The organism is Trichocoleus sp. AS-A1 (assembly GCF_039962015.1).
Lineage (GTDB): Bacteria > Cyanobacteriota > Cyanobacteriia > Cyanobacteriales > FACHB-T130 > FACHB-T130.
On record NZ_JAMPKG010000004.1, the window covers coordinates 1 to 22086 of the forward strand.

The window sequence follows — 22086 nt, forward strand, 5'->3', positions numbered from 1 at the left end:
GTGAAATACCAGTGGCTTTCTGATTCCTTGATTGAGGAACTGAAACATCCTTCTATTCCCATGCAACTTGTGTAACTTGTACGCTATATCTAGCGCCTTTGCGTAAGTCCTGAAAAGGCAAAATTCACGTTTTGTAGGGGAATGGCACGGCCATTCCCCTATCGAGTGCCCCTTCCCTCGTTGGGAAAGGGTTAACTGAGCGTCAATTAGCTGGACTGAGTAGCTAGTAAATCAGCAGGAAGACGCTTGAAGGCAAGGCGCTCATTTTCCACATCGACAAAGATGGTGTCGCCGTCGTTGAATTCGCCTCGCAAAATCCCTTTAGCGATTTGCGTTTCCAGTTCCCGCTGAATCGCACGCTTGAGCGGACGCGCTCCATAAACGGGGTCGTATCCGACTTCCGCTAAGAAGTAAAGGGAAGCATCGGAAAGTTTCAGGGACATCTTGCGATCGCTCAACCGTGATTCGAGTCGCTTGACTTGCAACTGCACAATCTGCCGCAATTCCTGCTTGTTCAAGCCGTGGAAGATGATAATCTCGTCGATCCGGTTCAGGAACTCCGGACGGAAACTTGTCCGCATCGCATCCATCACCCGACTCCGCATTTCTTCATAACGGGATTCATCGCTAGCAACATCTAGGATGAACTGCGATCCGATATTGCTGGTCATGATAATAATCGTGTTCTTGAAGTCTACGGTGTGACCGTGAGAATCGGTGACGCGACCATCATCAAGAATTTGCAGCATGATGTTGAACACATCCGGGTGCGCCTTTTCGATTTCATCGAACAGCAACACTGCGTAAGGACGACGCCGGATGGATTCTGTCAGCTGTCCGCCTTCGTCATAACCAACATAGCCGGGAGGCGCACCAATTAAGCGAGAGACGCTGTGCTTCTCCATATACTCAGACATATCGATCCGTACCAAGGCTTCTTCTGTATCGAACAGGTAAGCTGCCAAGGCTTTTGCGAGTTCTGTCTTCCCGACGCCCGTGGGACCGAGGAAAATGAAACTAGCCGTTGGGCGATTCGGATCGGCTAAACCAGCACGCGCCCGTTGGATGGCATCAGCAACTGCTGTCACCGCTTCGGCTTGCCCAATCACGCGCTTGTGCAGTTCATCTTCCAATTGCAGAAGTTTTTCTTTCTCCGATTCCACGAGTTTGCTGATGGGGATACCAGTCCACTTGGAAATGATTTCAGCAATGTCGGACTCGGTGACTTCTTCTCGTAAAAGTGACTTACCACTATGCTGAGTTTGAACGAGTTGGGCTTCTGTCTCTTCTAGCTGATGTTGCAACTCGGTCAACTTGCCGAATTTCAGCTCAGCGGCTCGGTTAAGATCGTATTCTCGTTCCGCTTGTTGAATTTCCACATTCACCCGATCGATTTCTTCTTTCAGGGTTTTGCGGCGTTCGAGAACATCTTTTTCAGCTTGCCATTGTGCATTCAGTGTCCGTTGATCTTCTTTTAGATCGGCAAGTTCTTTTTCCAGTCTTTGTAACCTTTCTCTAGAAGCCGGATCGCTTTCTTTTTGCAGAGATAGCCGTTCCATTTCTAACTGGAGGATCTTGCGGTCGATTTCGTCGAGTTCCTCTGGTTTGGAGGTACTTTCCATCTTCAACCGTGCCGCCGCTTCATCTACCAAGTCAATCGCTTTATCTGGAAGGAAGCGATCGCTAATATATCGAGTAGACAAAGTAGCCGCAGCCACTAACGCACTGTCGGAAATTTTCACGTTATGGTGCGTTTCATAGCGATCTTTCAAACCCCGCAGAATCGAAACCGTATCTTCTACACTCGGCTGATCGATATAAACTTGCTGGAAACGACGTTCTAGCGCCGCATCTTTTTCGATGTATTTACGATATTCATCCAGGGTTGTGGCACCGATACAGCGCAATTCACCCCGCGCCAGCATCGGTTTGAGCAAGTTACCCGCATCCATCGCGCCTTGAGTCGCACCCGCACCAACAACGGTGTGGATCTCATCGATGAACATGATAATGCTGCCCTGAGAATCGGTGACTTCCTTGAGAACTGCTTTCAAGCGTTCTTCAAATTCACCCCGATATTTGGCACCCGCAATCAACGCACCCATATCCAGCGCAATCAGTTTGCGATCGCGCAACGACTCCGGTACATCCCCGCTGACAATTCGCTGTGCTAAACCTTCAGCGATCGCAGTTTTCCCTACACCCGGTTCGCCAATCAGCACCGGGTTATTCTTGGTGCGACGAGACAGAATCTGAATCGTGCGGCGAATCTCATCATCGCGCCCAATTACCGGATCTAACTTCCCTTGGCGAGCGAATTCTGTCAAGTCGCGCCCGTATTTTTCTAAGGATTCGTACTTGCCTTCTGGATTTTGGTCAGTCACTTTTTGGCTCCCGCGAACTTGGGCGATGATAGTTCTTAGCTTGTTTTCGTCCAGCTTAAATTCTTGAAACAAAGCCTTACCAAAGCGATCGTCTTTGGGATAAGCCAGCATCATGTGTTCGATGGAGATAAAATCGTCTCCATACTCTTTGCGAAATGCTTCAGCCCGATCCAGCAGAGAATCTAAGCTACGTCCGACATAAACTGAGGTGCTACTGCCGGAAGTTTTTGGCTGACGCTTGATGAAATCTTCGGTGCGTTCTCTGACTCGCGACACATTTACGCCCGCTTTGTTCAGAATACTGCTGACGAGTCCTTCTTGCTCCAGCAGTGATTTCATCAAGTGTTCGCTTTCGATTTGTTGATGCTGGGCAGATTTAACAATATCTGGGGTGCGAGTGATGGCTTCCCAGGCTTTTTCTGTAAATTGGTTGGGGTTGGTTGGTTGCATAAGGAGTTACTCAATTAATAAACCCTAGAGACACCCATAACATACAGAAATTTGCAGTTCATCCCACTTATGGCTGTCCCTATCAGTCATTGTAAGTAGACTGGCTACACTCTTAGGATCGGTGTTCACGGCTTTTAGATAGGTATCTCCGTCCGTTTTTAAGCTTCCGGTTCAACTCCAAGCGCCCGTAACTGTGCGGCTAATCGCTCGGCGCGTTGACTTTCTTGCTCAGCGCGTTCGTAACCCGTCAACAAGAGATTTCCTTCTCGATCCCACCAGCGCAACCAGGGCAGCGTAGCATTTTGATATTCACCCTGCCAAATTCCCAACTCTACTCCTAGAAGTGAAATTGGATAGTGCCCCCGCTCGTTAGCACTAAGGAGTTCATAGCGATTTTCTATCAAATGATACACCTCGACACTGGCTTTTTTCACTTCATAAATGCCGTAAAATGCCGGACGAATCACCGTTTCATAAACCCAAAATTTGCCAGTTATCGGTGTAGTGTCTCGTTCTTCCGTTCCATCGCCAGAAACAAATTCTAATACAATCAACGGGGGAATGTATTCTTGCCACAAGACATAAGAACGCCGGAGTTCACCATTAAGTGTTGGCGGGACATTCGGTATATAAAACCAATCTGGTGCTTCTGCTCCTCGCTCTGGTGGTTCGGCAAGACGCCAGTAAATCCCGGCGTCTTGTCCAATGCAGTATTGTCCATCCGAATGAAGTTGCTGCAAAACGGGTAACAAAGAGTCAGTCAGCAGAATACTTTGAGGGTGTTCTTGGAAATTTTTCACAAATGTGCCATCAGAGTCTGGCAGCTGGGTGTGGTCGGGTAAGCTTAAGCCTAAGCCTGACTGAGGGACAGCAGAAGTCATAAAATTATCTCAAAAATCTAAATTTAAGTTCAACTTTATCCATTCAAGCAGCGCACAGCAGATTCTTGGTTAAAAATTCGCGCGAAAACTGGAGAACTTTTACCATTTCGCTTAGTTGGGGCAAAGTGGCATCGCTAGAGTAGCAAGAAACTCTAGCGCTACTTTCTTGACGATATATTTTTTAGGTTTAATTTTCGTGTTTTTATTCCGCTCAATCCGATGTTTCATGGTTATAAAGATTATTGTCTTTTTTTATCTCTTAATTCCAGCTTTTTATTGCCTTTTGCTAGTGCAAATGGATCAAGTCGAGCTAAGACCTGACCGAAAATGCCTCGCTAAACCGGCGAGTCACCGGCTCAATTAAGAAAGTGAGAACTGATTTTTTGCGAGTAACAATTTCTCCGGTTGCCGCCATACCTGGAGTAAAAGCAACCTTCTGACTTTGCACCTGAAGTGAATGCTGTTTAAGCCGAATTCGGGTAGGGAAAACTAAGCCTAATTCTTTGTCAGCGATCGCATTCGGACTCACTTGCACCACTTCACCCTCAACTGTGCCAAATTCCTGAAACGGGAAAGTAGCCATTTTGACTTTTGCCTTCATTCCCTTACGGATAAAGCCAATATCGCGGTTGAGGACTTTTACTTCTACCAACAATTCTTCGGATTCCGGAAGAATCGATAACAACTCCTCTCCCGCCTGTACCGGCCCTTTGGTTGCTTTGACGCTGTAAACTGTCCCCGTAACCGGCGAGGAAATTGTTTCTACTTCTCGCTGCTTTTTCGCCTCCTCCAACTGACCGGCAACGGTTGTTAGTTCTTCTTGGCGCTGGTTAAACTTAGTTAGAATTTCACTCTGGCGCTCAGACTGTAATCGATCTGCCTGATTGCGAACTGATTGATACGCTTGTTCAGCTTGGCGAATAGTTTGCCCTTGAGCAGCGATATCTTTTTCCAAGGAGGTTATTTTGTCCTGAGCTTCCGTGACTTTGTTTTGAACATTCGTAATACTATCTTGGGCTGTGGTAACTTCAGCTTGCGCCCTCACGACTCTCTCTTGTGCATCAACGTAATCGAGTCGAGGGACAGCACCGGGAATTAGGAGAGTGGTAAGCGCCTTTTCTCTTTTTTCGGCTAAAGCGAGGCTGTTGTTCGCTTTGTTGAGAAGGCTTTTGCTGTTGGCGAGATTGGTTTTGGCGTTGACGAGGTTGATTTTGGCGTTGACGAGGTTTTCTTGCAGGCGGGTGAGGCGAACTTTGGCTTCATTGATGACTGCAATTTGGCGATTCGCTTCTGCGATCGCACCCGCTCTTTTTGCTTCAAAATCTTGTAGCCGAGCGGTTAAAAGCTGGTCTTGCAAAGCGGTTCCGGCAGTTGCAGCTCCAGTGCGTTCGGCTTCCAGACGCCCTAAATCTTCCCGAATCAGCTGGGTAGATTTAGCGAGGCGGTCAACTTCTGCTTGCGGCAGATCGGGGTCGCGTTCGATCAGGATATCGCCTTTTTTAACGCGATCGCCTTCTTTGATTTTTACCGCTTTGATTGTGCCTCCTCCTAGCGATCGCAGGGGTCGCACTTGCGTTGAGGCAATCAGTTCGCCGGGAGCGATCGCGACTTCATCCACTTGGCTGTAGTGTGCCCAAGCGATCGCCCCAAATACCAGTAAGCTAATGCTTGCTGCCAATAACCGCGTGTACAGTGGCGGCAGCTCTTGCACTGCTTTCCCTAATTCATAGGAGAGTGAATCCTCTGGATTCGCTAGCTGCTGTCTTGTTTGACGAGCTTGAGCAGGTGTTGACGCTAAGGGCGATCGCATAAAATTTTGACTCAAAGGCTTTGAGCGGGCAGAGAGACACTCTAGCTGTGATTCTATCGACTGAATCCGGCAATGGATTGTCGAAAATTAAGAATTTTGGCGTAAGTTATTGTAATTGTAAGTAAATTTACGCGAAAAACTATTGTCCTTCTCCCCTTAGAGAGATTTTGATCGAGTTATATATAAGATACTTTTTTGAATTGTTGGGTGCATTTAAAACCGTGAATGTGGTGAGCAAGACCTTAGAGACGCTTGGCATCGACATATCGCGGCAAATCCTCAGATATTCAATAATTTCGATTACCTCACCATCGGCAATTGGCGCAACTTCAATTTTTGCATTCATGGCTTCAGTGAAGGTGCTAGTTGTTGCGTTCAGATAATTTAAAAACCACTATTAAATCAATTAATATAGCTTTAGTTATTGCGCTTGCGATCGCAGCATTCTTAAAATTTTCTGTCTCCAGCCTTGAGAAATTATCCCGTTATTGCCCAATTTTTTAGGGGCTTAAAATCGGGAGTATAACAGTTCTATGATGCTCCATCGTGGAGAAAGCAAGCAAATGTTAAATGGATTTAAATTTTCAAATGAGCGCCAGCTTTTAAGTGCAGATTTCGCTAATTCTGCACCGCTAGAGTTTGATTCAAAAATAGCCGGAATCTGGTCAGGATTTAGAGGACTGGGCGATCCGCTACAGCAAAGAAGTCTATTTAAAAGTAGCGCGATCGCTGCGGCTTCTACCGTCAGTGAGGTCGGCGGTACAATTGACATCACCGACCTGAAAAACCCACTCCGTGGCGGTAGCCTTCGGGATGACTATCTGTTGACTGGCATTAGCGCCGGAGAGCAGGTGGAGGTGAAACTAAACTCCACAGAATTTGACGCTTACCTGCAAGTGGTAAATGCCTCTACTGGAGCGGTTGTTACCTTCAACGATGATTTTGAGGGTCTGAACTCTCAAGTAACTTTTACAGCCGCTCAGGGCATTGATTACATTGTTCGAGCCACGACTTATGAACCAGATGCTACTGGTAACTATACTCTTCGTAGCAATTTGGGAGTCCTCAAACCAGCGTCTCCCATCAGTGGAAACCAAAGCTTTAACGGCGCGATCGCGAATAGCGACCCAAGCAACCCCATTCGTGAAGGCAGTTTTTACGATGGCTATGTGTTAGGCAATTTAGTTGCCGGTCAGCAGGTGCAGGTGAACCTTGATGCGCCCAGCTTTAATGCCTACCTGCAAGTGGTGAATGCTGGAACCGGAGCAGTTGTTGCAGAAAATAATGATTTCAGCGGTACGAACTCGCAGCTAACTTTCACGGTTGCTGAGGGAATTGATTATATTCTGCAAGCTACAACTTTTGAAAAGGGTGCGACTGGCGGCTACACTCTAACTACTAAAATCGCAAGTATTCCAGACCCTTTAGATGCCGGTAATACTCTAGGAACCGCAAAAGCTCAAACTTCAGCAGTTTTCTCAAACAACCAACAAGTCAATGCTAGCGATCGCGATGACTTTTATAGCTTTAATGTTGCTCAATCTGGCATCTTTACCGCTAATTTATCTGCATTGAGTGGTGATGCCGATGTCCGACTCATTCAAGACAGCAACAACAACAGCATTATTGATCAAGGCGAAGTGTTGGGTTGGCAATGGGAGCGCGGGACTAGCAACGAATCAATCCGTCGTTTCCTGAGTGCTGGTAATTACTTTTTGCAAGTAATGAGCTACAACAACCAAGCTGCTAACTATTCTGTAGCGACTACCTTTACTGCTGCTACCAGCGATCCTCTCAGTTTTTCAATCAAAGTCAATTTTGGTCAAGGCTTGGGTAGTTTGAGTACAGAAGCTCTCAATGCTATTACAGAAGCTGCAAAAGTTTGGGAAAAAATTATTCCCTACAGCACCTTTAGCGATTCCCAAATTCTAACCATTGATGTTACGGGGGATACTTTTGGTGAAGATGAATTTCTTGCTTTTGCGGGGCCAAAAGCCTTAGCCTCCGATGCTTTTGGTAATCAAATGACGATATCAGGAGCTTCAACGATTAACACGAGCTTGGCAAATACATACAACAACAATCCAAGTTTCTTACAAGAAACGATGGTGCATGAATTTGGTCACGTTCTAGGAATTGGAACACTTTGGTCAGATTACGGACGCGATTTAATTAATGTCTCCGATGCGACGTATAGTGCTAATACCTATGCAGGGTGGGCTTATGGAGAATTAAAAGGTACATTTTTACAAACTGCTGTTCCCGTTCAAAAAGGCGTGTTTGGTCATTGGGATGAAAATGTCTTTGACAATGAATTAATGTCACCTATTGCTGAAAAAAGCTCTGAGTTATTGAGTCAATTAACGATTGCTTCTTTAAAAGAGATTGGGTGGAATGTGAACTATGGGGGAGCTGAATCTTACACTCTACCTGGATTCAATACTCTTTCAAATTCATTAAATGCTAATGCTTCGCTGATTAATTCATCTTTTCCTTTACGCTGTGGCTGTGCCGCTCACTTAGCATCTTCAAGCTTAGCGACACTCGGATCTTCGAGCTTAGCTGAGCATATATTTAGTAAAGTAGCTTAATTCTCATCTTTCAAAATAATGTACAACCCCATAGGAGTTAGAAACCTCTAAGGAGCTTTTGAGTCAAATTTGCTATATTCCGACCTGGGAGGAATTCTTTCGTGGATTTTCTAACCTGCGTGACTTGCATAACGATAGGAACTCATACTAAGTTGCTTTCAGACATAGTAGGTTGGGAAGCCGCACGAAACGTAGAGTTTCTGCCCTTGAGCAACGTGGCGCTTGAGGGAACGAAACCCAACAAGCTGTTAGAGTTGGGTTTCACGATCGCTCAAACTAACCTACGAGATTCCCCTCAACAAAGTTTAAGTAGGGAAAGGCAAATTGGGATAAATTCTCAAAGAGCGAATATGACGATGACAATCCAGTTACTTCCCTACGAAATTTTAGCAGGGACAGCAATTAGCTATGCTGATATTTCTCTAGTTTTTACCAATCTATCTAAAAAAAATCAGGTGATTGAAATTAGCCAAATAGAAATTGTTCCGGTGAATTCTGAGCAGGTTCTCATGAGTGCAACTCCCCAAGAATTAGAACGTCCCGCTAAAGTATTGCTAAAGCCAGGAGAAAGTAAAGTATTAGAGTATCGCCTCAAATGCAAATCGAAAATTTATCGGCGGGGTGAAAACGCGATCGCTCACATTCACTATCAGCTAAATGGTCGAACCCAAACCGTTGCTCAGTCAGAATCTCAAGCAGTTGCCTTTATGATTCCTTAAAATCACCAGACAATTCTGAAGCACGGTAATCTCTGCATCTAGCGGTGCAAAATCAAGTACCCAGGTAACGGCGCAAGAAAGTCTCTAGGGATTCCATCTTCATTCCAAAAATCGACTCTAAATGCTCAACTTCCTGGGGTGTGCAGAAAAATTCATTATCCAGTAACGTCCGGAGAGTCCCCAAAGCTTTAGACGCTTGAGGATTCAACAATCCCAGCGCCCCACGTACCCCATCAAACACCAATAACGGTGGGTTAATCACGATCGGTTCCTGATTGAAGATGCGACTAAAAATGCGAGGAATATCTTGGCGCTGGAGGATATCTGGACCTCCGACAGGGAAAATTTGATTCCGGGCACCTTCAACGTTGACGGAGTCTATCGCAATCTTCGCTAAGTCATCGGTACTCACAATCGAAGTCCGGCTTTTGGGATCGCCGATAAGCAGATAAATCCCAGTATCCCGAAATCGTTCTGCTAAGGGTAAAAGGTTAGAGGCAAAACCTGAAGGGCGCAGGATGGTGTAATTGAGTCCGCTGGATTGGAGATACTTTTCTACTTCCCGCTTCGCCTTAAAGGATGGTGCGTCTTCGTACCCGCGATCTGCTCCCAGTACCGAAATGAAAACAAAGTGCTGGACTCCAGCTTCTTTTGCCCGGTCAATGAGTTCAATATTCGCTCGGTAGCCTAACGCTTGAGCATCGCTCTCACCGCCGTGAGCAGCGATAATGTACTGAACGCCTTGGCAAGCTTTTTCAATATCTTTATCGCGCTGCAAATCACCAATAAAAATTTCCGCTCCTCGGTGTTCCAGTTCGCTGTAACGGGATGTCAGGCGGACAAATGCTCGCACCGGCATTTCCTTCTCCCGCAGCAGCCGCACAATTCGGCGTCCGAGTCCGCCTGTAGCTCCAGTTACTAAAAACATGATTTTAAGTTCCTAATCAATTTTGGGTATGGGATTGATGCTGGAAAATTTAAAATTCTACAATCACGGGGGTATGGTCGCTGGGTTTGGGCAATTTTCTGGGGGAGCGATCGATGGTGCAGCTGGATGAACGTTCGTAAAGGTCTGGCGTCAAGTAGTGATGGTCAATCCGCCAACCCCAGTTGCGTCGAAACGCTCCAGTTCGATAGTCCCACCAGCTGAAGTGTCCTGTTTCTATTGTGAATTTTCTAAAGGCATCTGCCAAACCCAACTCTAAAATGCTGCTCAAGGCTTGACGCTCTAGATCGGATGCCATAATCCGACCCTTATAACCGAGTGGATCGTGAATATCTCGGTCTTCGGGGGCAATATTGAAATCGCCGCAGATACAGAGGGAACTGGGTTGTTTTTCGAGTATTGCTTGCAGGTACTCGCGGAGGGCTTTCAGCCAAAGCAGCTTGTATTCGTATTTCTCGCTACCGACGGCTGAGCCATTGGGCACATAGAGATTCACGATGCGAATGCCATCGATAACGCCAGTAATGACCCGCTTTTGTTCGTCAAAATCCTCTCTACCCAAAATTGGGGCAAACCCGGTGCTGACATCCTCAAGAGGCGCACGGCTGAGAAGGGCCACCCCGTTATAAGATTTTTGACCGGAAATGTAGAGGTGAAGCCCTAATTCCTCAAAGGGCGATCGCGGAAAATCCTTATCTACGACTTTAGTTTCTTGCAGGCACAGGACATCGACCGGATTATCCTGCAACCACTGCACCACCTGCTCTAAGCGAGAGCGAACTGAATTGACGTTCCAAGTAGCAATTTTCATGGATTATTCACGATTGGTCATTGGTCATTGTTCATTAGTCATCGCTCATTGACAACCGACTGATGACGAATGACCAATGACTCATGATTATTCCCAAATCTTGCAGCTCAAATCGCCAGCCTTTTGCGTGAGGCGGAAGTTTTCGCGGTAATCTACTGGACAATCAATCACCGAGGGAACGTCCTGTTCTAGGGCAGTTTTCAAGGTTGGAATCAGATCCGCAGCGGATTCAACCCGATACCCCTTCAGCCCCATACTTTCTGCCAATTTGACAAAATCGGGATTGCTAAAGTGGACAAACGCAGATTCGCCAAAGTGATTGTGTTGCTTCCACTCAATCAAGCCATAGCCCCCATCATTAAAGATTAAGGTGACAAAAGCAGTGCCGACGCGAAGGGCAGTTTCTAATTCCTGGCAATTCATCATAAAGCCACCATCACCCGTGACGGCGATGACTTTTTTCTGGGGATAAACTAACTTGGCGGCTAAGGCACCTGGAATGGCGATTCCCATTGCAGCAAAGCCATTAGAGATGATGCAGGTATTCGGGCGATCGCAGTGATAGTGACGGGCGATCCACATTTTGTGCGCCCCGACATCTGAAATCACAATATCTTCTGGCCCCATGACTTGCCGCAAGTCATAAATTATTTTCTGCGGCTTAATCGGAAACCCATCATCATTGGCATACTCTTCATAATCCGCCCGGATATCTGCCCGTAATTGCAAGGCATAAGGATCGGGTTTGCCTTGCCGGTCAGCTCGGTTTAAGATTTCCCGTAGCGAGTCGGAAATATCCCCCACTACTTCTACTAGGGGAATATAGCTACTATCAATTTCTGCTGGCGTATCTCCAATGTGGATAATCGGAATTTCTCCGAGGGGATTCCACTTTTTCGGGGAATATTCAATCAAGTCGTAACCGATTGCAATCACTAAATCCGTTTGGTCAAACGCACAACTGATATGGTCTCGCTGTTGCAATCCTACCGACCACAAGGCGAGGGGATGGGTGTAGGGAATGACTCCTTTGCCCATAAAGGTATTCACTACGGGAATATTCAACTTCGTGGCAAATTCGGTCAGTGCAAGGCTAGCGTCTGCACGAATCGCCCCATTTCCCACCATAATCAAAGGATTTTTTGCCTGGGAAATGGCTTCAGATGCCTGTTCAAGGCTATGGAAGGCAGCAAAGGTTTTTTCCCCACAATTCTTGTGTAGGGGCTTGCCAGTGGCTGTCATTTCGGCAATGTTTTCCGGCAAATCGATGTGAACTGCCCCTGGTTTTTCGCTCTGAGCAATTTTAAACGCTTTGCGGATAATTTCCGGTGTGTTGCTGGGACGAACAATTTGAGTATTCCATTTGGTGACTGGCTCAAACATCGCCACCAAATCCAGATATTGGTGGGATTCGATGTGCATCCGGTCTGTGCCGACCTGTCCGGTAATTGCCACTAGTGGCGCACCATCCAGGTTCGCATCGGCAACGCCAGTCATCAGGTTGGTCGCACCTGGCCCTAGGGTGGAGAGGCACACTCCGGCTTTTCCGGTCAGGCGTCCGTAGAGATCCGCCATGAAGGCAGCACCTTGTTCGTGGCGGGTAGTAATAAATTTAATCGAAGAGGTTTTTAGGGCTTCCAATATGTCTAGATTTTCTTCGCCAGGAAGCCCGAAAATGTATTCGACTCCTTCATTTTCCAGACATTTAACTAATAGTTCAGCAGTATTCATTTTTCTTACTCCCCTCTGTATGCTCTTGGCATCTGTAGTGGTTCGTTTCTATGTAGGGGCCAGATGCGCGGATTGCCCCTATTTAGCCCAATACGGGCGCACGGCTGTCCGCCCGTATTGACATCCCCATCCCGCAAGTGGGATGGGATTTAATTCATCGTTGGAATGCACCACCGCTTATTTCACCCACACGGTTTTGATGTTGACAAACTCGTGAATTCCCTCTTTGCTTAACTCGCGTCCGTATCCGGAACGCTTGATACCGCCAAAGGGGAGACGGGGATCGGATTTAACCATGCCGTTAATAAACACGGCACCCGCTTCGAGTTCTTCAATCAAGCGATCGCGTTCTGTCTCTACTTGAGTCCAAGCACTAGCACCCAGTCCAAAGGGCGAGGCATTGGCAAGTGCGATCGCGGCGTTGATATCTGGCACCCGAAATAGCAGCGCCACGGGACCAAAAAATTCCTCCGCTTCGGCTGGGCTACCGGCTGGGATATCTGTCAGAATTGTGGGCAGATAAAAGTTACCCGGACGGTCAGATAATGGCTGTCCACCCGTGAGAACTTTTGCTCCCAGCTTGGCGCTTTCCTGAACTTGCCAATCCAAATCTTTGAGAAGCGATGGGGTTGCCAGTGGCCCTATATCGGTTTCCGGATGCATCGGATCGCCGATTTTGAGTGCCTCAAACTTCTCAATCAGGCCTTTTTCAAATTGGTCTGCGATCGCATCCACGACAATGAACCGTTTCGCAGCAATGCATGATTGACCGTTATTCAGCATTCTGGCACTCACTGCTGTGGCAATGGCTGCATCCAAATCGGCGCTTTCTAGGACAATATACGGGTCGCTTCCCCCCAATTCCAGAACGGTTTTCTTAATTTGTTTCCCGGCGGTAGCGGCGAGGCTCATCCCAGCAGGTTCGCTTCCGGTCAAGGTTGCGGCTTTCACTCGCTCGTCTGTTACAATTGCAGCGACTTTATCTGCTCCCACTAGCAAGGTTTGAAAGACACCTTCTGGGAATCCTGCTTTGTGGAAAATCTCCTCCAGTGCTAATGCACACTGAGGCACGTTAGAGGCGTGCTTGAGTAACCCGACATTTCCCGCCATCAGCGCTGGTGCGGCAAACCGAAACACTTGCCAGAAGGGGAAATTCCAAGGCATGACTGCCAAGATGACGCCTAAAGGCTGGTAGCGCACAAAGCTGTGGCTGGCGTCGGTTTGGGCTGGAACATCCGCGAGGAATTCGGGGGCGCGTTCGGCGTAGAAGCGACAGACGAGGGCGCATTTTTCCACTTCTGCGATCGCTGATTTTAAAGTTTTCCCCATTTCTAGGGTCATGATTTTGCCAAAGCGTTCGCGATCGCTCTCTAAAATCTCAGCAGCGGCATTCAGCCAATCTGCCCTTTTTTGCATGGGTGTCTGCCGATACTGTTTAAAGCTTGATTGCGCTAGTGCTAGCTTCGTTTCAATCTCCGTATCTGTTAGTGCCTCAAACGTTTGAAGCGTTTCCCCAGTTGCTGGGTTAATCGTGGCTATACCCATTGCTTCAACCTCCAATGCCTAATTAGATCGGGGTAGCCCTCAAATCGTGAAGGCTGATTCACCCCATTCATCAACCCGCGCTTTTCTCAAATGCGAACTCCTAGCCGCATCTAAAACGGCATCTACTCTATAGGTCGCATCTGCTTAAAGTTAGTTTCCAGACGCAATTCCTCGCGTCTTATTGCTCCGGTTAATCCCGGGCTAACTCCGGATGATGTGGTACGACTACCAGTCTGCTATCTTGCTACTCCCGAAGATTTCTATTCTAGGTTGCCCTCTAGCCTATGTTTAGTAAGTGCTAAGCATACTTACAAGAATTGTATTTTCTTAACAAATTCTTTAGGTTATTGTAAATTTTATGTACAATAGCAATGTCAATAATAATAAGGCTCCTACTAACTTGGCTCGTCTTTTCCTCTAGCTCGAGCATCGGCTCTCCAACTTAGTAGGTTACACGCGAGCCATTCCATTGCAAGCGCTTCGCCACCGCTTAAGGAGTGCCTCGTCCACTCTTCTGGTGAGGGTGACTGCCAGTCTAGAAATTAGCTGGAAAAAGAGGATGGATGATTTGGAACTTTCCCACCGTACCCGTCAAAATTTTTTGAGCAGTAGCAATCAGTGTCTTACTGCCAAGTTGCCTGTGGTATTGGCAGTCGATGACGATGAAGACAACTTATTATTGCTTGCTTACGTTTTAGAGCCGTTAAATTGCTCAATCATCACAGCAATTGACGGTCATAGTGCTTCTGAAAAGGCACGAACCGAACAGCCAAACCTGATTTTGCTGGATATTATGTTGCCTGACTTAGATGGTCTTCAAATTGTCCGTCAACTCAGGGAAGATCCTGAAACCCGGACAATTCCTGTTATCGCCGTCACGGCGCTGGCAAGGGCGGAAGACAGAGATCGCATTCTCACGGCAGGCTGCAATGACTATATTAGCAAGCCTTACTTGCTGGAGGATCTAGAGGCTGTTGTCCGGCGCAACCTGAGATGGAATCCGTCTCAGGTCGATTCGGTGGAATTCAGTCTGGATTGCGCGTCGTAGGGGTTGCGGCTAAAATCGCAACGGTACTGGTACGACTTGTTTTTAGGGCGGAGTCGATCATCAGATCGATGACTGGGACTTTCACCACTTCCTCAATTAGCTGTTTAAGTTGCAGTTGTAGGACGTGGTTTATATTCTCTCGAACTCTCTGTGCCAGCCTTTGCTGACCGCTTTGTGCCAGAAGTTGTTCGGGTCGAGTAATAGAATCTTCGATAAGAATCGCAATTTTGTCACCCATAAATTGGCAAGTCACCTGACCAGGCTGGTGACTTAGTTGGGCGTGGTAGAAAGCCCGAATTTCCTGTGACAGGGTTCGTTCTAATTCACCACGAGTGGGTTGGATTGTGTCCTGCATAGCGATCGCTCTCAGGAAAGGTAAATTCTTTCACCTTTTTTATTAGACTGTAACAGTGCGAGCAATTTTCCGGACATCTCCTAAAGATAGATATCCACAACATTGGAAAATTTCAATATTTAGTATCTTGACAAGGTTAGTTGTTAAGCGCTAAATCCCTGATGAGGGTAGAGAGTGCCAATCTTACAAAGTAGGGATAGGGTTCAATTCCCCCAAGTATCCGAAACGGTTTTCAATATATTTGTGATGCTTTGCAGCTAACCAAGAAACGCCAAATGTATTCAAAAATTTAGTTTTTCAACGATTCTTAGCACAGAAGTGTGTATATATCTAGTGCTAAAAGTAACAATGAATATTAATGTTTAAGTTGTGCAGTTTTTTAACTAATTTTTTATAGAATCAGGGGACAAGCAACATCACCACTAGCTTGCTGTGTTCTCTTGCCAAGATGAACTTAAAAGATCAACCTAGTGGGGAAGCTACGAGCCAATCGATTCCAAGCGCCAAAAAATGCCGCCTGGGGAATGCCTCGTAATACCGTTTCACTTTTCCCGCAGCCGATCCCTAAACCCTTGTAAAACAAGGGGCAAACAGGGAATCATTCGTGTACCGTCAATCAAGTGAATGGGTATAACTTGGGCAACCCCTCGGTTGTCCACTTCTGGAGAGGATAGCTTCGTATTTTGATGAGTTCCCCCGAACAACGCTTAAATCTGCACTCTTTCTCAAAACCTGCCTCCCAGGCAAATATCGAATCGCCTCTCATTTTGGTTGTAGAAGACAATGAAGACAACTTGCTACTCATGAGCGAAGTGCTGCTCGCTCTTGACTGCTCATTTATTACGACAAAGGAGGGTCGGGCAGCTTTATTTATGGCGCAACATTATCAGCCAAAGCTGATTTTGTTGGATATTCTTCTACCTGACATCCACGGCGTAGAAGTTGTGCGTTCTCTGAAACAGAACCCCGAAACGATGAAGATCCCCATTGTTGCTGTGACGGCTTTGGCAAGAGCAGAAGATCGGGAACGTCTTCTGTTTGCAGGCTGCAATGACTACATTAGCAAGCCTTATGTCATTGATGAGTTAGAAGCTCTCATCGATCGCTATCTCAATTAATTTAAATAAATAAATCTAGATTTATAGATTGAGTCATCAATTGATAAATGGTTGTTTGTTAGTTGTTATAGAGAGACGGGATGCCGCGATCGCATAAGGGTCAGATACACCCTAAAAACTGAAAAAGGCTGCTGAGTGCAAACCATCAATATGAATCTATGCTGAGCTAGATACTTAGCAGAGAAGGGGGATTAATTACGAACTTTAGGGGCGTTTGCTAATACAGCAATCGTACCAGTACGACCTGTATCTACTTTGGCATCACTGAGCAGGTCAATCACGGATACGCCAACTACTTCCTCAATTAGCGCTTTCAGTTTTGGCTCAAGTGCTTTTTCTAAATCTGTCCTTACTTGCTCAGCCAGCTCTTCTTGACCACTATTTGCTAAAAGTTGTTCTGGTGCCGTGATGGCATTTTCTAGAATAATCGCAATTTTTTCATCAAAAATTTGACAGGTAATTTGACTAGGTTGATGCCCCAGTTGATCCCGGTATAAAGCTTGGATGCGTTGCGATAGAGTTCTTTCTAGTTGTCCGCGCGTCGGAGAGGAAGTATCCATACTTTAAAGATTTTAAAAAAATTCTATCATCAGATAGATGATAAATCTATCTGGTTGCCATGTCAAAATCTTTAAAAAAAGACTCTCTAAAAGAGAGTTAAATGAAGACAGACTGTTACTAAAATCACTCGGCTGTTTGGGGATAGATGAGAATTTTGTAAGTTTCGGGGGTGGGAGCGATCGCTTGTTCCACAGCAGCAGCTAAATTTTGCAAAGGATAGCGATCGCTAATTAATGCTTCCACATCAATTCGCTGGTTGAATACAATATCTGCTGCCAAATTTTGTATCCGGTAAGAAGAACTATAGCTACCCATTAAATCAATTTCTCGGCGGTAGAGAATATTTGGATTAATCGGGATTTCTACTTCATCAGGAAACTCCGCAAAAAACAAAATTTTACCGCCCCGACGGGTACAATCGAGGGCTTGGAAAAACGCTTTGTCACTGGGAACTGCAAGTAAAGTCGTATCCACTCCCAATCCACCAGTCAGCGCTTTAATTTTAGTGGATAAATCCGGGTCGCGGGGATCGAATGCAGCTTCTGCCCCCACGCTCAAAGCTTTCTCAATCCGAGAAGGAATTAAGTCAGTCGCGATCGCTCTGGCTCCGAAATACTTCACCAGCATGATAAACATTAGCCCAATTGGGCCAGCACCTGTAATCAAAACGGTTTGACCAGGAGCAACCTGGGCTTTTTTAACTGCTTTTAGACAGCAATTTGTCGGCTCCACAAAACTCGCTTGCTCAAAGCTGACATTGTCAGGAATGGGAATTAATCCGCCACTGCGGACAATGTGACCGGGCACTTTCACATAATCTGCAAAACCGCCGCCGCTAGGAGTAAATCCAGCCGTGGTCGTGACGTTTTTGTAAACATCGCACATCGAGAAGTTGTCGTTGAGGCAATAGTCGCAGCGCATACAAGGAATATGGTGCATAACCACAACTCGCTGCCCAATCTGCCAGCCAGTCACTTCACTTCCTACAGAAGTAATTACTCCAGCAGTTTCATGACCAAAAATGCGCGGTGGCTGGTAGAGAGGATAGCGAATTTTCTTGATGTCAGACTGACACAATCCCACAACCTTTACTTGTACCAGCACTTCATCGGGTGCAATTTCCGGCGTCGGCACTTCTTCGTAACTGAGCTGATTGACGCCTCTGAATACTTGTGCTTTCATGCTTTTCCTTAAACGATGGACTTTATACTTTCGATAGCCGATTGTTTATAGCTAATTGTCTATTGTTCGCGATCGATTGTCTATTCTGAAACGGAATTGCTGATGAATGAATTAATAGAAGTAGATGTCTTGGTTGTGGGAGGCGGAACGGGAGGAACCGCAGCTGCGATACAAGCTGCCCGTCGCGGTGCCAAGACAATGCTGGTGAGTGAATTTACCTGGCTGGGGGGAATGCTCACCTCAGCGGGGGTTGCTGCCCCAGATGGTAATGAACTTGCTGCCTTTCAGACGGGGCTTTGGGGTGAGTTTTTAGGGGAATTGCGTTCTCGGCAGATGGGGGGCTTAAACAATAGTTGGGTGAGTCTGTTTAGTTACGATCCCCGGATTGGTGCCCAAATATTTGCCGATTGGGTACGAGAATTGCCAAATCTAGACTGGGTTGCGGGGCAAGTGCCCTTAGAGGTTTTGCGAACAGGCGATCGCATCCTTGGGGTTCGATTTGCCGATTTCACCGTTCAATCCAAAATCACCCTAGATGGCACCGAACTGGGAGACTTGTTGCCTCTAGCATCTGTGCCCTACCGCTGGGGATGGGAATTGCAATCGGAGTTTGGAGAACCCAGTGCGCCTGTTTCTTACAATGAATTGACTCAGCGATACCCAGTGCAGGCTCCCACTTGGGTGGCAATTATGCAAGATTTTGGTGAGGAAGCAAGTGCGCCGGAAATTCCCCCTCCTCCTTCATCTTTTATCCTTCCTCCTTCATCCTTCCAAGGTAGCTGGGATCGCTACGGTTGGGAGAAGTTTCTCAATTATGGGCGTTTACCGGGGAATCTTTTCATGATCAATTGGCCCCTATGCGGCAATGACTATGGGGAAGGAGTGGGGCGTCTGATAGAGTCGGAGGCGGCGTGGCATCAATTTCTTCAAGAGAGTCTGTGGCACACTCAAAGCTTTGTCCGCTTTATTCAATCTAAGCTGGGGCGGCGTTACGGCTTAGCGACTCAAATCTTTCCCTCACGCTTGACTCCCAAACTCAATCAAAACTCAATCAAAACTCAAAACTCTCTCGGTGGCGGTGGTTATGCGCTACACCCTTACTATCGGGAAAGTAGACGCCTTGTGGGACTCGCGACCGTGCGAGAGCAGGATATCTTGCCAGTGGCGGGGGGAAAGGTTGCACCCCTACCTGTGGATGCGACTGGGGAGGTGAATGCGATCGCCCTCGGCAACTACCCCAACGACCACCATTACCCTAACTACAACTTTCTTGTTAAACCAAAATCAATTCGCTGGGGTGGACGCTGGACTGGCACTCCTTTCACCCTTCCCTACACTTGTCTAATTCCAGAGTCTGTGGATGGACTGCTGGTTTGCGAAAAAAATATCTCCGTCTCCCATATTGCCAACGGTTCCACCCGGTTACAGCCCATCGTCATGAATATTGGTCAGGCGGCGGGAATGGCGGCGGCGCTTTGCGTGCAGCGAAGTTGTCAACCCAGAGATTTACCTGTCCGAGTCCTGCAAGAAGCATTGTTACAAGATGAGCGATCGCCAGCAGCAATTTTCCCGCTGTTCAATTTACCGCGCGATCGCACCGACTGGCTGCACAAGCAACGGGATTACTTGGATCGCCCTGACACCTATCCCTCCAATGGCAACTGCCCTTACCTCGAACCCCAGACGCCACAGAATTCAAAATATATAGGCAATCCCTCACCCTTTACAAAACAGAGAGATGGGGAAGAGGTTGGGGGAAGCCTTGAAGAATCCGCTTCAAACTCAGCACTCTTCTGTGGTGTATTCAAGCGCCATGCCGAGCAAGATTACACCTTTACTTTAAAGGAGCCAGCTGCTGGGGAAGAGCAAACCTGGATAGCGATCGCCTTGCGCCCAGAAGTAGACCGAGAACTCCAAACCTGCCTCGATCGGCAGATGCTCTGTGTGCGGGGATATCTCAATCAATCGGGCAAATGGTTGATTGTGGAAAAAATTATCGCTCCTGGGTGCGATCGCACCCATTTTTGAGCCTTAGGCATCGTACCTCTAACCTCAAAAAAAAGCAGAACTCGATCGGAACCAACTAAGCTCTAACCGAAATTTTTCCTGGTTAACGATCAAGAACTCCGTATCAGGGACTATAACCCTGACACGGACATCTGCTATGCGCCCTTACACCTCTATCATGTTGTTGAGCTTACTATCAATCTCTTCAGGTAATTTCTTAGGGATCGAGTCCGCCTCTGCCAAGCAACTGCCATCCACGTCTTCCGAGCTAGCCGTATCCATGAAACCTAGAAATGAACCGTCTCCGGATAAAGGAACCGGACGCCGAGATGCGTTTTCGCCCGAATATATCTCTATCGTCTAGAATTATCCTCTATTTAGCCAAATCTGAACAAGTCATCGATCCGCTTTTCACCTTGCGACTGAGGTCGATGAAAGCTCATTTGAAGGCAGCAAACTAAGCTCTAGCGGGTTTGTGCCGGTGTACTTGGGGCACTATTTTTCTAATTTTTCCGGTCACGGAGAATTTATTCCCTGACAAAAGCTATATATTAGGCCGTCCTTTTCTATAATTAGAGATTATTTACGTTCATGCTATCGGGGTGCCTAGAGTTCAATAGTTTCAGCGAGTGAATTGAACTCACTGCGAATGTGGAAACATAAGCTTTTCACCATTTTCACCAAGGAACCAGTGTTTTGTCCCCTTGCGATGCGATCACCCCTGATATGAGCAACGACCTGGATCTGATCAAAAGCCTTAGCCCCGGTGCAATGGATCAGATCATGTTTTATCTGGCCTTTAGTGCGATGAGAACCGGCGGGCACCGACACGGAGCCTTCCTGGATGCTGCTGCCACGGCAGCAAAGTGTGCGATTTACATGACTTATTTGGAGCAGGGTCAAAATATCCGGATGACGGGGCACCTGCACCACATTGAGCCGAAGCGAGTCAAAGTCATCGTCGAGGAAGTTCGGCAAGCGCTGACCGAAGGGAAACTGCTGAAGATGCTGGGTTCCCAAGAACCTCGGTATTTAATTCAGTTTCCCTATGTTTGGATGGAGCAGTTTCCGTGGCAACCGGGGCGATCGCGCATCTATAGCACCAACCTGACCGCTGACGAAAAGCGATACCTTGAGGAAAAACTGCCAAATAATCTGCCGGATGCCCAGCTAATCAACGCTTTTCAGTTTCTAGAATTAATTGAATTTCTCCACAGTCGTTCCCAGGAAGACTTGCCAGAAGAACGCCGCATTCCTTTAAGCGAAGCATTCGCCGAACACATCAAGCGGCGCTTAATCTATTCCGGTACGGTAACGCGAATTGATTCTCCTTGGGGATTGCCCTTCTACGCCCTCACCCGTGCTTCCTACTCACCCGCTGAGGACGAAGAACGCACTTATATCATGATTGAGGATACTGCCCGGTACTTCCGACTGATGAAAGATTGGGCAGACCGACAGCTAAATGTGATGCGAATACTAGAGGAACTCGATATTCCACCGGATCGCATTGAGGCAGCCATGCAAGAACTGGATATGGTCATCCGGGATTGGGCAGATAAATATCACCGCGCCGACGGTCAGCCAGTGCTTCTACAAATGGTTTTTGGCCCAAAAGAAGAATAAAACACTTAACTCACATTTTCGTTGAGCAGGGTGGGCAATGCCCACCCTGCTTCAGTTAGAAGCTACATCGGTAAAACTTTTGCCTGAAATCGGGGAAAAATTAACTTAGCCTTGTGTAGGCATTGCCCCAATAGTTTGATGCTGAATGCGGGGTTCTACAAACAAATTTGAAATGAGTATCGCTGCTCAGTTGACCCACATTGGTATAAAGTTTTTCCTCCTCATGCAAAAACACAATCGGGATCATTCGCACACTGCATAGCCAAACAGTTTAGTGTAACAATTTTTACAAACTTACTTTGAAATTTTTTATACGACTAA

18 protein-coding genes are annotated in these 22086 nt (G+C 46.9%); 7 read left to right on the top strand and 11 right to left on the bottom strand.

Going from position 1 to position 22086, the window contains the following annotated elements; genetic code table 11:
- Positions 1–206 precede the first annotated feature (206 nt).
- The 4 genes from clpB to NC994_RS04400 form a co-directional block, all read right to left on the bottom strand.
- Complete coding sequence (clpB, locus tag NC994_RS04385) at positions 207–2834, bottom strand: ATP-dependent chaperone ClpB (RefSeq protein WP_190412691.1); 2628 nt, start codon at positions 2832–2834, stop codon at positions 207–209.
- 158 nt (positions 2835–2992) lie between these two features.
- On the bottom strand, positions 2993–3715 hold the full coding sequence (locus NC994_RS04390; protein WP_190439617.1) for a Uma2 family endonuclease: 723 nt from the start codon (positions 3713–3715) through the stop codon (positions 2993–2995).
- A gap of 310 nt (positions 3716–4025) precedes the next feature.
- Positions 4026–5525, bottom strand: coding sequence for an HlyD family efflux transporter periplasmic adaptor subunit (locus NC994_RS04395; RefSeq protein WP_190439911.1), 1500 nt, complete (start codon positions 5523–5525; stop codon positions 4026–4028).
- Between the two features lie 139 nt (positions 5526–5664).
- Complete coding sequence (locus NC994_RS04400) at positions 5665–5871, bottom strand: hypothetical protein (protein ID WP_190429472.1); 207 nt, start codon at positions 5869–5871, stop codon at positions 5665–5667.
- A 187-nt stretch (positions 5872–6058) separates the two neighbouring features.
- On the opposite strand from NC994_RS04400, the gene NC994_RS04405 reads away from it, so the two are divergent.
- Complete coding sequence (locus tag NC994_RS04405; RefSeq protein ID WP_190439618.1) at positions 6059–8116, top strand: pre-peptidase C-terminal domain-containing protein; 2058 nt, start codon at positions 6059–6061, stop codon at positions 8114–8116.
- A gap of 152 nt (positions 8117–8268) precedes the next feature.
- Complete coding sequence (locus NC994_RS04410) at positions 8269–8835, top strand: hypothetical protein (RefSeq protein ID WP_348225572.1); 567 nt, start codon at positions 8269–8271, stop codon at positions 8833–8835.
- 52 nt (positions 8836–8887) lie between these two features.
- On the opposite strand, the gene NC994_RS04415 is transcribed toward NC994_RS04410, so the two are convergent.
- From NC994_RS04415 to NC994_RS04430, 4 genes are all read right to left on the bottom strand, one after another.
- Positions 8888–9763, bottom strand: a complete 876-nt coding sequence (locus NC994_RS04415) for an SDR family oxidoreductase (protein ID WP_190439623.1) — start codon at positions 9761–9763, stop codon at positions 8888–8890.
- Between the two features lie 49 nt (positions 9764–9812).
- Complete coding sequence (xth, locus tag NC994_RS04420; RefSeq protein ID WP_190424877.1) at positions 9813–10592, bottom strand: exodeoxyribonuclease III; 780 nt, start codon at positions 10590–10592, stop codon at positions 9813–9815.
- A gap of 87 nt (positions 10593–10679) precedes the next feature.
- A complete protein-coding gene (locus tag NC994_RS04425; RefSeq protein ID WP_190439625.1) occupies positions 10680–12323 on the bottom strand; it encodes an acetolactate synthase large subunit in 1644 nt (547 codons plus the stop codon).
- Between the two features lie 177 nt (positions 12324–12500).
- The gene (locus NC994_RS04430; RefSeq protein ID WP_190439626.1) at positions 12501–13868 is read right to left on the bottom strand and encodes an NAD-dependent succinate-semialdehyde dehydrogenase; all 1368 of its coding nucleotides are present in this window, start codon (positions 13866–13868) and stop codon (positions 12501–12503) included.
- 559 nt (positions 13869–14427) lie between these two features.
- On the opposite strand from NC994_RS04430, the gene NC994_RS04435 reads away from it, so the two are divergent.
- Positions 14428–14916, top strand: coding sequence for a response regulator (locus NC994_RS04435; protein ID WP_190439628.1), 489 nt, complete (start codon positions 14428–14430; stop codon positions 14914–14916).
- Here NC994_RS04435 and NC994_RS04440 read toward each other — a convergent pair.
- A complete protein-coding gene (locus NC994_RS04440; RefSeq protein ID WP_190439629.1) occupies positions 14894–15271 on the bottom strand; it encodes a DUF2294 domain-containing protein in 378 nt (125 codons plus the stop codon). The two genes, NC994_RS04435 and NC994_RS04440, sit on opposite strands and share 23 nt — an antisense overlap.
- Before the next feature lie 686 nt (positions 15272–15957).
- Between NC994_RS04440 and NC994_RS04445 the strand changes: the two genes are divergently transcribed.
- Positions 15958–16389, top strand: coding sequence for a response regulator (locus NC994_RS04445; RefSeq protein ID WP_190439632.1), 432 nt, complete (start codon positions 15958–15960; stop codon positions 16387–16389).
- A gap of 191 nt (positions 16390–16580) precedes the next feature.
- Here the strand turns inward: NC994_RS04445 and NC994_RS04450 are convergent, their stop codons facing one another.
- The gene (locus NC994_RS04450; protein ID WP_190412703.1) at positions 16581–16949 is read right to left on the bottom strand and encodes a DUF2294 domain-containing protein; all 369 of its coding nucleotides are present in this window, start codon (positions 16947–16949) and stop codon (positions 16581–16583) included.
- A gap of 124 nt (positions 16950–17073) precedes the next feature.
- Positions 17074–18132, bottom strand: a complete 1059-nt coding sequence (locus NC994_RS04455; RefSeq protein WP_190412704.1) for a zinc-dependent dehydrogenase — start codon at positions 18130–18132, stop codon at positions 17074–17076.
- 99 nt (positions 18133–18231) lie between these two features.
- Here NC994_RS04455 and NC994_RS04460 point away from each other — a divergent pair, with 99 nt between their 5' ends.
- The 3 genes from NC994_RS04460 (at position 18232) to hetR (ending at position 21765) form a co-directional block, all read left to right on the top strand.
- A complete protein-coding gene (locus NC994_RS04460; RefSeq protein WP_347276588.1) occupies positions 18232–20160 on the top strand; it encodes an FAD-dependent oxidoreductase in 1929 nt (642 codons plus the stop codon).
- Between the two features lie 136 nt (positions 20161–20296).
- On the top strand, positions 20297–20503 hold the full coding sequence (locus NC994_RS04465) for a hypothetical protein (protein WP_190439638.1): 207 nt from the start codon (positions 20297–20299) through the stop codon (positions 20501–20503).
- A 362-nt stretch (positions 20504–20865) separates the two neighbouring features.
- Complete coding sequence (hetR, locus tag NC994_RS04470; protein ID WP_190412890.1) at positions 20866–21765, top strand: heterocyst differentiation master regulator HetR; 900 nt, start codon at positions 20866–20868, stop codon at positions 21763–21765.
- Positions 21766–22086 lie beyond the last annotated feature (321 nt).

Coding starts and splice junctions, on each gene's coding strand:
- clpB (WP_190412691.1), bottom strand. CDS start 2,834: ATGCAACCAACCAACCCCAACCAATTTACAGAAAAAGCCTGGGAAGCC.
- NC994_RS04390 (WP_190439617.1), bottom strand. CDS start 3,715: ATGACTTCTGCTGTCCCTCAGTCAGGCTTAGGCTTAAGCTTACCCGAC.
- NC994_RS04395 (WP_190439911.1), bottom strand. CDS start 5,525: ATGCGATCGCCCTTAGCGTCAACACCTGCTCAAGCTCGTCAAACAAGA.
- NC994_RS04400 (WP_190429472.1), bottom strand. CDS start 5,871: ATGAATGCAAAAATTGAAGTTGCGCCAATTGCCGATGGTGAGGTAATC.
- NC994_RS04405 (WP_190439618.1), top strand. CDS start 6,059: ATGATGCTCCATCGTGGAGAAAGCAAGCAAATGTTAAATGGATTTAAA.
- NC994_RS04415 (WP_190439623.1), bottom strand. CDS start 9,763: ATGTTTTTAGTAACTGGAGCTACAGGCGGACTCGGACGCCGAATTGTG.
- xth (WP_190424877.1), bottom strand. CDS start 10,592: ATGAAAATTGCTACTTGGAACGTCAATTCAGTTCGCTCTCGCTTAGAG.
- NC994_RS04425 (WP_190439625.1), bottom strand. CDS start 12,323: ATGAATACTGCTGAACTATTAGTTAAATGTCTGGAAAATGAAGGAGTC.
- NC994_RS04430 (WP_190439626.1), bottom strand. CDS start 13,868: ATGGGTATAGCCACGATTAACCCAGCAACTGGGGAAACGCTTCAAACG.
- NC994_RS04435 (WP_190439628.1), top strand. CDS start 14,428: ATGGATGATTTGGAACTTTCCCACCGTACCCGTCAAAATTTTTTGAGC.
- NC994_RS04440 (WP_190439629.1), bottom strand. CDS start 15,271: ATGCAGGACACAATCCAACCCACTCGTGGTGAATTAGAACGAACCCTG.
- NC994_RS04445 (WP_190439632.1), top strand. CDS start 15,958: ATGAGTTCCCCCGAACAACGCTTAAATCTGCACTCTTTCTCAAAACCT.
- NC994_RS04450 (WP_190412703.1), bottom strand. CDS start 16,949: ATGGATACTTCCTCTCCGACGCGCGGACAACTAGAAAGAACTCTATCG.
- NC994_RS04455 (WP_190412704.1), bottom strand. CDS start 18,132: ATGAAAGCACAAGTATTCAGAGGCGTCAATCAGCTCAGTTACGAAGAA.
- NC994_RS04465 (WP_190439638.1), top strand. CDS start 20,297: ATGCGCCCTTACACCTCTATCATGTTGTTGAGCTTACTATCAATCTCT.
- hetR (WP_190412890.1), top strand. CDS start 20,866: ATGAGCAACGACCTGGATCTGATCAAAAGCCTTAGCCCCGGTGCAATG.